We start from the raw sequence: 12,042 nt of genomic DNA, 5'->3' as shown, positions 1-12,042 counted from the left end.
TTGCTCAGTCATGGGGCTTGTTGGGAAAGCTGATTGCCGCGGATCACTTCCATCGGCCGCGCACCGCCATGGCCGCCAGCGGCCGGCGCTTTTGGCGCGGCACCGAGGGCCAGTTGGGTGAACTGGAAGAGCTGGCTGTTGGCGTTGTCCACATGCGCCGGTGACTGGGTTTCACCGGCCCAGTACTTGGCCAGACGCTGTTCTTCGCTGCTGCGCACGGCCAGGCGCAACGTGCCGACCTGAGTGGCGAGCATCATCCGGCTGAGCAATTGTTCGGGCACCGCCAGCACCACGGTGCGTGCAGCGATCCGGCGTTGATCCTGTTTGAGTTTTTCGTCGGCGCTCAAGGCCGGGGTGGCGGGTTGGCCGTCGTTGGTCAGGCCGTATTGCTCACCGACACCGAGTACGCGCATGGCCGGCACCACGATCTGCGCCGACTGCTGCAGATTGCTCGCGTCCTGACGCAGGTAGAGCAGCACATCGACGTAGTCGCCGGGAATCAGTTGCCCGGCGGCACCGATCACTTCGTCCACGGCCACAGTGAGCGCACGCTCATCACTGTGAATCATCCGCGCCAGTGAGCCACCGGCCTGAAAGCTTTCGTCGTTGAGCCAGGTGCCTGCGCTCAAGTGCCGCCACGGCGTGCGACCCACCGCTTGCTCGACACTGGAAAGGCTGCCGGCTGGCGCACTGCGCAATTTCTCCACCGCCACATCGGCAGCCGTGAGCGGCGTGAACGGCGGCACATCGTGCAACAGCACGACCACTGGCTGGCGGGTCTGACTTTCGGCGGCGGCCACGGTTTTTTCCATGGCGACTGCCGGGGCGGCAGGCACTTGGGCAACGGGAGCCGGTTGCCGACTGAGCATCAGGCCCCAGTAGCCGACGACGATTGCCCCCAGCAGCAGAACGGCTGCAAGCCCCATGGTGACGCGACTGTTCATGACGGCTCTCCCTTTCCTCACTGCACCGACAGCCTGTACTTCCTGCCGAGAGAATTTTTCGCGATCAGGCAGCTATGAACATGCAACGATTTCGCTATTTCCAAGCTAGCTGATCCGAGACAAAACGCCATTACTGACAGCAAAATAACTCACTAAAGTATGAGTCCTGGCCAATTAACTGCAGGGTTTGGCTCGACTAACGTTCTGGTTAATCCTTTGTGATTAATCCGTTCTTACAGTTGTTGACCGGGGGTTTGTTGACAATGCTCTGATAGCACGGTGAAAGCATGCCGCTGTAGCGTTGGATCGGCGCCAGAGGCGCGAAGGAGTGGACGTATGTTTCGGATGATCATCGACTATCTACTGGCCAGGGCCAGGCTGCTGTGCAGAAGTGAAGAAGGCGCATCTGCCATCGAATACGCGATTGTGGTGGCAATGGTGGCGGTCGTGGTCGTGGTGTTTGTGACGCCCATCGGCGACAAGGTGCTGGCCATCTTCAACCTGGTACTGACCAAACTCGGTGGCGCTACGCAGGTCAGACCGACACCTTGATCAAAAACCTTGCCCCTCTTCCAGTGCCCGGTCCCATGCTCACCCATAGCAGCGCTCAGGCACTGGCAAGTCATCGGATTTCACAGGTCCGATCTCCCGTTGTAACTAAGGAGAATGTCAATGATCCTTGAATACCTGATCATGCGCCTGAGGTCCTTTCTGGCCAGTACGGAAGCCGCGTCAGCCATCGAATACGCCATTGTCGTGGCGATGGTCGCGGTCGTCGTGGTGGTATTCATCACCCCATTGGGCGCGAAGATATTTGCGATTTTCAACAATGTTCTGGTGGCGCTCGGTGGAGCCTCGCAAACCGCTCCGGTGCAAACCCCCTGATGTGAGTCGCGTCCGGCGAATGTCGCGCTACACTCGATCTCACTTCCAGCTTTTCAGGGACTGCCCATGACTGCTTCCTCACTCCCCCGCCAACAGTTGCTTCTGGTTGACGACGAAGAGGACGCGTTGCTTGAGCTGGCCGAGTTACTGGAGGGCGAGGGCTTTGTCTGCCACACCGCCACCTCGGTGAAACTCGCCCTGCATCACCTCACCCGCCATCCGGATATCGCGCTGGTGATCACCGATCTGCGCATGCCGGAGGAGTCCGGCATGTCGCTGATCAAACGCCTGCGCGAGCACACTTCACGCCAGCATCTTCCAGTGATCGTGACCTCCGGACATGCCGACATGGAGGACGTCAGCGACATGCTGCGTCTGCAGGTGCTGGATCTGTTTCGCAAGCCGATCTACCACGTGCGCCTGTTGGAAACCCTGGACAATCTGTTCCCCAAACCCAAGACGCAAGCCGGATAATCGCTCAAGGTATTTTTGGCAGAATTGACTGCCTGCCCGCGAAGGGCAGGCAAGTGGGATCAGTGTGCGGTCACACGCTGACGGGCGGCCGAGGCACTGGGCGATAGCGCCAATGCCAACTGGGTGCGGTTGTGCATATGGGTCAGGCGCAAGACCTGCGAGACATACAATTTCACGGTGTTTTCGGTGATGCCCAACTCGCAGGCGATCTGATAGTTGGTCTGCCCTTTGCCCACCAGCCGCGCCACATCCAGTTGCCGTGGTGACAGCTGATTGAAGATCGCCGGAATCTCCTGCTCGGCTTCGGCGCCGTCGCCGCCGAGCATGTCTTTGACCACCGCCGCCGGATTGCGCCGGACCTTGTCCAGATCCTGGTAGAGATCGTCGATGGATTCCGAGAGAAACTGCAGCTTCTGGTTCAGGTGTCCCAACTGGACATTCTTGTGCCGCTCTTGCAGGGCCGCTTCCTGACGTTTCACGCCTTCGAGCAGTTCATCCAGCTGGATCGGCTTCTGGTAGTAGTCGGCAATCCCGGCACGCAGGGCCTTGATCACGTCCTGTTTGTCGGCGCGCCCCGTGAGCATGATCGCTTCGAACACCCGGTGTTTGCCGCTGATGCGTTGCAGCTCCTGCACCAGTTGGATGCCATCCATGTCCGGCATATGCAGGTCGCTCAGCACCAGACCGATTTCGGCGTCTTCACTGAAACGCTCGATCGCCTGAGTGCTGGATTCACACGGCACACAGCGGTACCCGCTGCTTTCGAGAAACTCGCACAATTCTTCGACGATCAACGGTTGATCATCGACCACGAGCACTTTTACCGCCGACGTAAGCTTGTTCACGAACCACTCCATTGCTCGGGCCAAAGCTGACTTTTTCTGCACTTTGGCGATGTAACCACTTCATTTGAAAGTAGACGCACTTTCCGACTATGTACATAGGACTAGTGGCATCTGGCGACTAATGGATCCAATGTATCGAAGCCAATACACCTGCCAGCACGAACGGTGCAAATGGCAGCTTCTTTGACGCTCCTGGCTCTAAATATCGAAGACGTTCTCTAAGCCATTGACTCATATGAAGCCAGACTCTTGGCGCAACGAGCAGCCACAGCAGACTGGCGATACCAGCGCCGATAAACGCACAAAGAATGAATAAACCGTTCGTCGCAAGGCCCATGGCTGTCATTAATTTCACATCGCCTGCGCCCATCCGGCCCATGAAATACCCAGGAACAGTCAACATCAGGGCGATCGCGGCGGCCGACCATCCCTGCTGCGCATCGGCTCCGAACCAGGTGGTGCCAGTCGCCAGCAAATGGATCAGCGCCAGCGCTCCTGCACCGAACGTCAGCACATTGGCGATACGCCGTTGCCGGGCATCCTGGGCGGCGCACAGGGCCAGCCAGATCAGGAGAACTAAACTCTGCATCCGGTTAAATCCATCCGATTTTGCTGAATGATTCTATGCTGATACTACGCAGTGAAAGTCAGGGTAGACGCACTCATGAAAACCGGCTTCGCAAAATCACAGGCAGGCGCAGTGGCGATCGAATTCGCCTTGGTATTCGTGATTTTTTTCGCCGTGTTCTACGCGCTGGTCAGTTACAGCCTGCCGTTTATATTGATGCAGACTTTCAACGAGGCGACATCTGAAGCGGTGCGCCGCAGCGTCGCAGTCGACCCCAACACTCCCGGTTATGCTTCCGTGGTGGTGAGCACTGCCAACACCGCGTTGACCCAACAGTTGCAGTGGGTGCCATCCGCGCTGAACCTGGTGGTCGGCGTCGATACCTCGGCGGTGTATGACGCCACTCAAGGTACGCTGACGGTCAGAGTCGATTACCCCACCAGCAAGCTCAATCAGGTCATTCCATTTCTGGTGCTGCCGGGCGTGGGTGCAGTGCCGAGTCTGCCCGCCACCCTCTCCGCCGCGTCGAGCCTGAAATTTTGACCGCCGGCGACAATCTGTTCGGGCGCCTGCTCAAGCGCGCGCCACCGCCGGCCAACGAACTGCCCGATCATCTCGGCGCACCGCCGCTGGGCCTGCACCTGCAACTGAACCACGACGGCGGCGTATTGCAGATCGCCGGGCCGTTGCGCCACCAACTCGCGCAACAGCCACCCCACGACTCGCCGCTGCCGTTGTCGGCTTATTTACTCGCGCACAGTACGTTGGCAATTGAAGGCCGCCCGCAGGACTGGCAAGGGCAAATACTCGATCTGGATTTTCCCGGCCTCAGCGATCAGACCCTGCACCTGCGCGGTTGGGTACAGCCTTCGGCCGACGGCTGGATGCTGCAACTGATGGACATCGGCGACCTGCTGCTGGAGCGCCAGCAGTCGCGCAACCGTGAAGCCAGTCAGGCACTTGCCGGACAGATCAGCGAACACCTGCGCGTCTGTAGCCTGACGCGTTTGCCGCTGGTGCTCAGCGAGCAACTGCAGGCCATCGCCCAGCGCTGGCATATCCCGTGTCTGGCTCTCGCCCTGCTCGACGAACAGGAGCAGGGCTGGCAGATCTACGAGCAATATCGCGCCCACGACGCGCCGTTGCTGTGGCAGGACGGCCAACGTCTGGGCACGCCGCTCGACAGCCTCAACGGCAGCGCGCCGCAACGCCTCGGCGCCCATCATGGCTTGTACGACCACGCGCGGGTGGAGGCCACGTTCGGCAACGCCGACGGGTTCGCCGTGCCCTACAGCGATGATCGAGGGGTGGTGGCGTGGCTGCTCTGCGGCTTCTACACCGTGGACATTGCCGCCCCGCACCTGAACGACCGCGACTGGATGGCCCTGACCAGCGCACTGGCCGGCCCGCTGCTCAGCCGCCTGCGAGAACAGCAACATCATCACTACACCGAACGCCTGGAATCGCTGCAGACCCTGCTCGGCACCGGTTGGTGGGAAATGCTTGGCGACGACATGCTGCTGGCGCCTACGCTGCTCGATGTGTTGCCGGCGGACCGTGCTCGCATCTCGCTGCAAGATTGGCTCGCACTGATTCATCCGGCCGACCGCGAAGAACTGCGCAGCCGCCTGCATGCCCTGCAATTGCACGGCGAGCCCCTGACCCTGTGCGTTCGCCTGCACCGCAGCGGCCCCGGACAAACGCCCCTGTGGTATCGCGTTCAGGGCCAGGTCGCCGGCAGCGGTGAACAGCGGCGGCTGGTGGGATTCATGCTCGACATCAGCGACACGCGCAACCAGCAGCAACGCGCCGAAGCCGCCCATGCGCGGCTGGATAACCTGATCGCCAGTTCGCCGGCAGTGATTTATGTGCAGCGCTACGTCGAAGGTGCGTTGCTTGCGGACTTTTTCAGCGCCAGCCTGCAGCCGCTGCTGGGCTGGACGCCGGCCGAGGGCTGCGCCGCCGACTGGGTGCAACTGATTCACCCCGAAGACCGCGAGCTGTATTTCGCTCGCACCCGGCAACTGTTGCGCGAAGGCTCGGCGCGTGCGCGTTTTCGCTTGCGCGACGCACGCGGCGACTACCACTGGCTGCTCGACGAAGCCAAACTGCTGCGCAATGATCTTGGTCTGCCGGTCGAAGCCGTCGGGCTGTGGCTGGACGTCACCGAAGCGACCCTCGCCGCCGAACAGGTCAGACACAGCGAAGAGCGTTACCGGATTCTGGTGGAAGACTCTCCGGCGATGATCTGCCGTTATCGCCCGGACCTGACGCTGACCTTCGGCAATCGGCCGCTGGCGACTTATCTGGAATGCACCCCGGAGCAATTGCCGGGGGTAGATCTGGGCAGCTGGATGTCCGACGAACAACGCGCCGCCTTCATCCAGCGTCTGGCACTGCTGACCCCGGAGCTACCAGTGAGCACTGCCGAAATCAGCCTGCAATTACCCGGGCGCGAACATGCATGGTGGGTGTGGTCCGATCGCGGGGTGTTCGATGAACACGGGCGCCTGCTTGAGGTGCAGGCCGTGGGCCGCGATAACACCGAGGTGCGGCGCTCGCAGCAGCAACTCACGCAAAGCGCAAAAATGGCCACCCTCGGCGAAATGGCCACTGGTCTGGCCCATGAAATCAATCAGCCGCTGAACGTGATGCGCATGGCCATCGTCAACGTGCTCAAGCGCCTGGGCAACGGCGATGTGCAGATCGACTATCTGACCGACAAACTCAATCGCATCGACGCCCAGGTGCAGCGCGCCGCGAAAGTGGTCGATCACATGCGCGTGTTCGGCCGTCGTTCGGAGATCGAGCAACAACTGTTCAACCCGGCCTCGGCCATCGAAGGCACCTTGTCGTTGCTGGCCGAAGGCATGCGCGGCAAAGGCGTCGACCTGCGGATCAGCGAAACCGCTTTCAGCGTGCAGGTGCGCGGTTACGTCGATCAGTTGGAGCAGGTGCTGATCAACCTGATGGTCAACGCCCGCGATGCGCTGCTCGGCAAACGCGAGAAAGACTCATCGTTCAAGCCATGGATCTCGATTTATGCCGAGCGCGACGAGCACAAGGTTCGGCTGTGGGTCGAGGACAACGGCGGCGGCATCGAGCCGCGTTTGCTGGAGCGGATTTTCGAACCGTTCTTCACCACCAAACCGGTGGGCGTCGGCACCGGGCTGGGGCTGTCGGTGAGCTACGGCATCATCGAAAACATGGGTGGTCATTTGAGCGTGCGCAACTCGCTGGAGGGCGCACGTTTCTGCATCGAGTTGCCGATTGCACCGGACGCCTAGATCACCAGATAGGCCTTGCCGGTCTGGCCGCAGGTCATGTTGGCACCGACGTCGACGTCCATCAGGTTGATGCCTAGGCTTTTAAGCAAGTTGTTCAGCAGCGGGTCGAGCAATGGGCTGAGCAGGTTGGTAATCAGCGGTTGCAGAATGGCCGTGACATCGCTGATCAGGCTGGCCACACCGGTGACGATAGCCCCTAGTGGGTTGCCGCCCTGCGGCTTGTACACGATCAGATTGATCCCTGCCAAAGTGTTCGCCAGGCTGCTGACGATGTTGCTCGACGGCGCCGCTGAAATCACACTCGGCGGCAGTTTGAGGTTGGCCGGCGTGGCGAATGGCGTGCTGCTGGAATACAGCAAATCCTGAGAGCTTTGCGCGACGCTGGTATTGACCATGATCGCGATCCCGCCCGCCCCGTACTGGACGTGGGTGTTCTCGTCGCAACTGCCGATGCCGAGAATCTTGTGGCAGGTCACAGTGCCGAGATCGACCAGTGGCAACGGTGTAACCGTCGGCTCGGCGAGCGAGGAAAAAGCATTGGTCGGGTCAATCTTGCCGACCTTGAGGTCAGCGATCGAGGTGATCGTGTGGGCGGTCAGGCTTTTGGTGCCCGAGGTTCCCGGGCCGATCGGACAGCTGTAATCGGTGACGTAGCTGATAGCGCCACCGGCATCCAGGGCGATGTCGATTTCCGGCGATGGCAGCAACTGCGGATCAAGCTGTTGGCAACCGGCGCCGAGCAGACAACCGACTGAATTGAGGGTCGCCACCAGATTCAGACTCAGCAGCGCGTTGAGGGTCGGGGTCAGTGTGCCGACCAATCCCAGCACCGCATTGAGCAGCCCGGTCACCCCCGACAACACCGGCAGATTGACCGAGAGCATCGTGCGAATCTGCGCCGTGCGCACATAAATCCGGTCCGGCCCCAACGGATTGGCCTTGGCCCGCGCTGGATCACCAATCGCCGAAAACTGCGGCGGCTCGATCACCTTGACCCGCACCGTGACATTCGCCAGCCCCAGCACGCTGATCGGCAAGGTCGCGGCCACCGCGCTTTTGCTGTTGGCCAGTTGCACCACACCCTGAATCAGTTGCAGCAGTTGCAGGTTGGCATCCAGCCCGGCGGCGGTGGTGCCGGTCTGCAACTGCAGGATGTCGCCGAGTTTGACCGGCGCAGCATTGATCGCCGCAACCTGCAGCTGACCCAGCGCAGTGATCACCGTCGCGGTCGCGCCATTGAGCTGCACCACCGTCGCGGCCGCCTGAATCAGTTGGGTGACCGTGGCCTGGGTGTTGAGCAGTTGCGTGTAGTTGCCGGCGGCGACGTTGAGGTTGATCGCCAGTTGGTTGAGGTAGCTGAGCAGGTTGATGTCGGTATTGAGCAGACCGTCCCAACCCAGTGCCGTGAGGTTGACGTTGCCGCCGAGCAGCCCGGAGAACAGCGGATTGAGAATGTTCGACTGGGCGGTGTTGATGCTCGCCAGCGTACTGCGGATGTTCAGTTGCGCAACCGTCGGGGTCGGCTGCGCGGCGACGGCCGAGGCGTTGAGCGTGGTGTTCAGGCTGACCGCAGAGCCGCTGAACAAGGCCTCTACGCCGCCGGCAAAACTGGTGGTCACCGTGCGGCTGGCGTCCACTTTGATTGCGCTCGACCGGGTTGCATCGACGGTGAACGCACGCAGGCCGCTGGCCGCGGTCTGCACACTGCCGCAGGTCGTCGCGAGGGTGTTGTTGCTATCGATGATGTAGCCATTGCGCACTGCGCTTTGCCCGGCATAAGTGGCTGCACTGAGGCCTGACTGACAATTGCCGCCGCGACTGACCGCTTCCAGCGCCGCACTGTCGACCACCCGCTGCAACTTGCGCTGCTCCATGTACAACCGACCGGTGTCGACCACCAACAGCATCAACACCAGCGCCAGACTGAGGGTGGCAGCCGCCATCAACCCGATCGCCCCGCGTTGCCGGGCCGGGCCGTTGAACTGCGTACGAGGCGACATGGCGCACTCCTTTGCCGGCGCGTTGCCGAGCGCTACCTCCGATGGTGGATTTGAGTGTAGACGGCGCTAGTGGCAACGCGCCATTTGGTGCTGCACAAAACCCTGCAGACCTCGTCTTCTCGCGAATGCGCTGTGTCATTCAACATGGATGTGGCTGACACGCCGTCTTCGCGAGCAAGCCCGCTCCCACAGGGAGATTTGTGGTGGGGCAAAAAATGGGAGCCTCTTGGGCTCCCTTTTTTTACAGCGAACTAGCGCGGTGGATAGTTGGCCAATATCCGGGCCACCGTTTCGCGCACCGCGTTGCTGCGATCCTGCGGATTGGGCGTGCTGCTGAGCATCTGCTCATCGCTGCCACGCCAAACCAGTTTGCCGTCCTTGCCGTCGAGCAGGTCGATCTGGATCGTTGCCACCTTGTAGGTGATGTTGCGGGTTTCGTTGTACATCGGCGCGCCCCAATACCCGTTCCACGGGCCACCCCAACCGCCGCCGTAGTTGGTGGTCACTTGCTGCTGGCGATCCTCGACAATCAGGTAGGTCTGCACGCTCAGGTCGCCCTTGGCTCCCGCAGCGGCGGGGCGCAAACCGCGTTGATCAAGTTGATCGCTGACGGCCTGGCGGATGCGTTGCTCGGTCAGGTCACTCTTGATCCGTGGATCATCCGGGCGGTATTGCAGCGCGGGTTCTTTCCAGCTCCAGCTGCGATAGGCGGCGAAATCGCGGCTGGCGTCAAAGTCGTGATTGACCTGGTTGGCAGCGCAGGCACTGAGCAGCGCGGCCATGGCCAGTAAAGCGAGACGACGGAACATGGTTGTTCTCCGGTTGAAGGCCTGAACCTGCGAAGCGTTCTCACCTGAAGTCTAGCTCGGCGGATACGCCGACAGGGCTTTTTCCAGAGCCTCGCGAATGGCGTCGGTGCGCACCAGTTGGCTACCCTGATTGGCGGTTTCGGCGCTGGCGCTCCACACCGGTTGACCGGTGCCGGCGTCGAACAGATTGACCTGCACCACCACGACCTGCTCCTGATAGGTGCGAACAATCGGCACAGTGTTGTACATGCCGTAACCGCGCCCGTAGCGATCATAGCCACTGTATCCGCCGTAACCGTAATCGTCCTGCACCTGGCGCAAGCGGGTTTCCAGACGCAGATTGGCGCTGACCAGCAAGTCGGCCGGACGGTTGTCGTGCAACGGACGCAACCCGCGTTGGTCCAGCGCGTTGCTGACGGCTTCAGCCACTTGCGCCGAATCGGCCCAGGCCGTGCCCGGCGGCAATTGCCCGTTGAGCCAGGCCCAACTGCGATAGCGCCCGTAATCACGCGGTGGCGCCGGGTAGGCGCTGCGATCGAAGGTGTTGGCCGCTTGCGGCGGCGCCGGCGGCAACGGCCGCGACTGCGCGACATACGGGTTGCTGCCTTGGCAGGCGGCCAACCCCAGACAGATCAGCAATAAACCGGATTGAGCTTTCATGTGGTGCTCCGATCAGATCGGCCGGCAGATCCAGTGCAAGTAACGCCCAAGCCCGGCGAAGCTTGGGTGGCGACGGTGAGCGAGCTCCATCTCCAGCAAATCCACGAGTTCGGCGCGGGCCTGGAATTCCACCGGCATATAGTCGTGGAAAACCCGGATCCCGCTCTGGGTTTCGACCTGCCACAACCCTTCGAGTTGCGTTGCCAGTTCCCGCGGGTCGAGCGGTTGCTGCGGGGTCAGGCTCTGCTTTTCACCGGCCATGGTGTTTTTGCGCATTTTCTTGAAATGGCCCTTGAGCAGGTTGCGGTAGATCAGCGCATCACGGTTGTAGAACGCCAGCGACAGCCAGCCACCGGGCTTGGTCAATTGATGCAGCACCGGGAGGATCGCGTGGGGTTCACCCAGCCATTCCAGCACGGCGTGGCAGATCACCAGATCGTAGGGTTCGGTAAGTTGCCCGAGCAACTCCTGCCACGGCGCCTGAATGAACGTCGCGGTCTGCCCCGCTTCGGCGAACCGCTGGCGGGCGCCTTCGAGCATCGGCTCAGCCGGTTCGGTAAAGGTCACCTGATGGCCGCGCTCGGCCAACCACAGCGACATGTGGCCCAGACCGCCGCCGATGTCCAGCACGCGCAGCGGTCGGTCCGGCAATGCTTCGGCCAGGTCGGCCTGCAACACCGCGAGGCGAATCGCGCCTTTGGCGCCACCGTAGATTTTTTCGGCGAACCGGGTCGCCAACTGATCGAAATGCCGGTCGCTCATCAGCTGAACCGCCGTTCGCTGTCGGCGAGCTTGCTGCGCACCACTTCATTCATGTCCAGCCCCAACTCGCTGCACAGCAGCAACAGATACAGGACGATATCGCCGACTTCCTGCCCGGCATGCGCCAGTTTGTCCGCCGGCAACTGGCGTGACTGGTCTTCGGTCAGCCACTGGAAAATCTCCACCAACTCGGACATCTCGACGCTGGCGGCCATGGCGAGGTTTTTCGGGCTGTGAAATTGCCGCCAGTCATTGCGGTCGCGAATGGCGTGCAGGCGTTCGGTCAGTTCAACAAGGTTCATCGGGCTCTCCTGAAGGCGTATAGCTTCGGGGGGATGTCGGCTGAACGCAAGCGGCCATGGCTCGCTCCCACACAGGATTGAGGCAAACCCTCTATAGTTGCAGGGAACTCGGCCACCCGCGCGGTGGCCCAAGGCTCAGCTCTTTCATCAGGATGCACACATGCAGGTAGAAAGCTTTTTCGAATGGCTCGGCCAGGCACTCGGTTCGATAATCCGTTTCATCGTCGACGGCCTCAGCGGCCTGTTCAACATTCTGAGCAACGCCGGCGGCAACTTTGTCGATGGCCTGGCGAAGACGCTGGGCATGGACACTTCGATCATCAGCATCCTCGCGCTGATCGTCGGCCTGATGCTGCTGTGGTCGGCGATTCGCGCGTTCATGAATGCGTCGATCATTGCCGGGATCATCTGGCTGCTGTTGGGGTTGTGGTTGTTGAGCTGGATTATTCACTGACACCCCCTCTTCCCCTGTGGGAGCGGGCTTGCTCGCGAAAGCGTCAGATCAG

The 12,042-nt window shown here is 61.2% G+C and carries 14 protein-coding genes; 6 read left to right on the top strand and 8 right to left on the bottom strand.

The annotated features are described in order from the left end of the window. Positions 1-8: 8 nt before the first annotated feature. On the bottom strand, positions 9-944 hold the full coding sequence (gene cpaB / locus E3Z29_RS05930) for a Flp pilus assembly protein CpaB (RefSeq protein ID WP_134785355.1): 936 nt from the start codon (positions 942-944) through the stop codon (positions 9-11). 345 nt (positions 945-1,289) lie between these two features. Between cpaB and E3Z29_RS05925 the strand changes: the two genes are divergently transcribed. From E3Z29_RS05925 to E3Z29_RS05915, 3 genes are all read left to right on the top strand, one after another. After that, the gene (locus tag E3Z29_RS05925) at positions 1,290-1,496 is read left to right on the top strand and encodes a Flp family type IVb pilin (protein ID WP_102357094.1); all 207 of its coding nucleotides are present in this window, start codon (positions 1,290-1,292) and stop codon (positions 1,494-1,496) included. A gap of 120 nt (positions 1,497-1,616) precedes the next feature. Next, complete coding sequence (locus tag E3Z29_RS05920) at positions 1,617-1,829, top strand: Flp family type IVb pilin (RefSeq protein WP_134785354.1); 213 nt, start codon at positions 1,617-1,619, stop codon at positions 1,827-1,829. A gap of 66 nt (positions 1,830-1,895) precedes the next feature. Further along, complete coding sequence (locus E3Z29_RS05915) at positions 1,896-2,303, top strand: response regulator (protein WP_025111740.1); 408 nt, start codon at positions 1,896-1,898, stop codon at positions 2,301-2,303. A gap of 59 nt (positions 2,304-2,362) precedes the next feature. Here the strand turns inward: E3Z29_RS05915 and E3Z29_RS05910 are convergent, their stop codons facing one another. Together E3Z29_RS05910 and E3Z29_RS05905 are read right to left on the bottom strand one after the other, a co-directional pair. Next, positions 2,363-3,148 carry a response regulator transcription factor gene (locus tag E3Z29_RS05910; RefSeq protein WP_096794830.1) on the bottom strand — a complete coding sequence of 262 codons (786 nt, stop codon included), beginning with the start codon at positions 3,146-3,148 and terminating at the stop codon, positions 2,363-2,365. Between the two features lie 118 nt (positions 3,149-3,266). Then, complete coding sequence (locus tag E3Z29_RS05905) at positions 3,267-3,737, bottom strand: prepilin peptidase (protein WP_134785353.1); 471 nt, start codon at positions 3,735-3,737, stop codon at positions 3,267-3,269. Positions 3,738-3,812: 75 nt separating this feature from the next. Here E3Z29_RS05905 and E3Z29_RS05900 point away from each other — a divergent pair, with 75 nt between their 5' ends. Together E3Z29_RS05900 and E3Z29_RS05895 are read left to right on the top strand one after the other, a co-directional pair. Further along, positions 3,813-4,259, top strand: coding sequence for a TadE/TadG family type IV pilus assembly protein (locus tag E3Z29_RS05900; RefSeq protein ID WP_134785352.1), 447 nt, complete (start codon positions 3,813-3,815; stop codon positions 4,257-4,259). Further along, positions 4,256-7,003: a PAS domain-containing sensor histidine kinase gene (locus E3Z29_RS05895; RefSeq protein ID WP_134785351.1), complete on the top strand. Its 2,748-nt coding sequence runs from the start codon at positions 4,256-4,258 to the stop codon at positions 7,001-7,003. The genes E3Z29_RS05900 and E3Z29_RS05895 overlap by 4 nt, the downstream gene beginning before the upstream one ends. Here E3Z29_RS05895 and E3Z29_RS05890 read toward each other — a convergent pair. The 5 genes from E3Z29_RS05890 to E3Z29_RS05870 form a co-directional block, all read right to left on the bottom strand. After that, a complete protein-coding gene (locus E3Z29_RS05890) occupies positions 7,000-9,003 on the bottom strand; it encodes a pilus assembly protein TadG-related protein (protein ID WP_134785350.1) in 2,004 nt (667 codons plus the stop codon). The genes E3Z29_RS05895 and E3Z29_RS05890 overlap by 4 nt on opposite strands. Before the next feature lie 251 nt (positions 9,004-9,254). After that, positions 9,255-9,812 carry a DUF4136 domain-containing protein gene (locus E3Z29_RS05885; RefSeq protein ID WP_095667638.1) on the bottom strand — a complete coding sequence of 186 codons (558 nt, stop codon included), beginning with the start codon at positions 9,810-9,812 and terminating at the stop codon, positions 9,255-9,257. Between the two features lie 51 nt (positions 9,813-9,863). After that, the gene (locus tag E3Z29_RS05880; protein WP_134785349.1) at positions 9,864-10,472 is read right to left on the bottom strand and encodes a DUF4136 domain-containing protein; all 609 of its coding nucleotides are present in this window, start codon (positions 10,470-10,472) and stop codon (positions 9,864-9,866) included. Between the two features lie 12 nt (positions 10,473-10,484). Beyond that, positions 10,485-11,234 (bottom strand): methyltransferase, encoded by a 750-nt coding sequence (locus E3Z29_RS05875; protein ID WP_134785348.1) that lies wholly within the window; start codon positions 11,232-11,234, stop codon positions 10,485-10,487. Next, entirely contained in the window at positions 11,234-11,536 is a 303-nt protein-coding gene (locus tag E3Z29_RS05870; protein ID WP_007951009.1) for a MazG-like family protein, read from the bottom strand. The genes E3Z29_RS05875 and E3Z29_RS05870 overlap by 1 nt, the downstream gene beginning before the upstream one ends. Before the next feature lie 160 nt (positions 11,537-11,696). Between E3Z29_RS05870 and E3Z29_RS05865 the strand changes: the two genes are divergently transcribed. Next, positions 11,697-11,990 (top strand): hypothetical protein, encoded by a 294-nt coding sequence (locus E3Z29_RS05865; protein WP_007963021.1) that lies wholly within the window; start codon positions 11,697-11,699, stop codon positions 11,988-11,990. Positions 11,991-12,042: the final 52 nt, after the last annotated feature.

The organism is Pseudomonas sp. S150, assembly GCF_004526365.1.
Lineage (GTDB): Bacteria > Pseudomonadota > Gammaproteobacteria > Pseudomonadales > Pseudomonadaceae > Aquipseudomonas > Aquipseudomonas putida_A.
Note: the sequence above shows the minus strand (reverse complement) of the source record. Positions and strands in the feature narration are given on the sequence as shown.

What these genes read in the sequence shown, in the direction of transcription:
- cpaB (WP_134785355.1), bottom strand. Translation starts at nt 944, where the DNA reads ATGAACAGTCGCGTCACCATGGGGCTTGCAGCCGTTCTGCTGCTGGGG.
- E3Z29_RS05925 (WP_102357094.1), top strand. Translation starts at nt 1,290, where the DNA reads ATGATCATCGACTATCTACTGGCCAGGGCCAGGCTGCTGTGCAGAAGT.
- E3Z29_RS05920 (WP_134785354.1), top strand. Translation starts at nt 1,617, where the DNA reads ATGATCCTTGAATACCTGATCATGCGCCTGAGGTCCTTTCTGGCCAGT.
- E3Z29_RS05915 (WP_025111740.1), top strand. Translation starts at nt 1,896, where the DNA reads ATGACTGCTTCCTCACTCCCCCGCCAACAGTTGCTTCTGGTTGACGAC.
- E3Z29_RS05905 (WP_134785353.1), bottom strand. Translation starts at nt 3,737, where the DNA reads ATGCAGAGTTTAGTTCTCCTGATCTGGCTGGCCCTGTGCGCCGCCCAG.
- E3Z29_RS05900 (WP_134785352.1), top strand. Translation starts at nt 3,813, where the DNA reads ATGAAAACCGGCTTCGCAAAATCACAGGCAGGCGCAGTGGCGATCGAA.
- E3Z29_RS05890 (WP_134785350.1), bottom strand. Translation starts at nt 9,003, where the DNA reads ATGTCGCCTCGTACGCAGTTCAACGGCCCGGCCCGGCAACGCGGGGCG.
- E3Z29_RS05885 (WP_095667638.1), bottom strand. Translation starts at nt 9,812, where the DNA reads ATGTTCCGTCGTCTCGCTTTACTGGCCATGGCCGCGCTGCTCAGTGCC.
- E3Z29_RS05880 (WP_134785349.1), bottom strand. Translation starts at nt 10,472, where the DNA reads ATGAAAGCTCAATCCGGTTTATTGCTGATCTGTCTGGGGTTGGCCGCC.
- E3Z29_RS05875 (WP_134785348.1), bottom strand. Translation starts at nt 11,234, where the DNA reads ATGAGCGACCGGCATTTCGATCAGTTGGCGACCCGGTTCGCCGAAAAA.
- E3Z29_RS05870 (WP_007951009.1), bottom strand. Translation starts at nt 11,536, where the DNA reads ATGAACCTTGTTGAACTGACCGAACGCCTGCACGCCATTCGCGACCGC.
- E3Z29_RS05865 (WP_007963021.1), top strand. Translation starts at nt 11,697, where the DNA reads ATGCAGGTAGAAAGCTTTTTCGAATGGCTCGGCCAGGCACTCGGTTCG.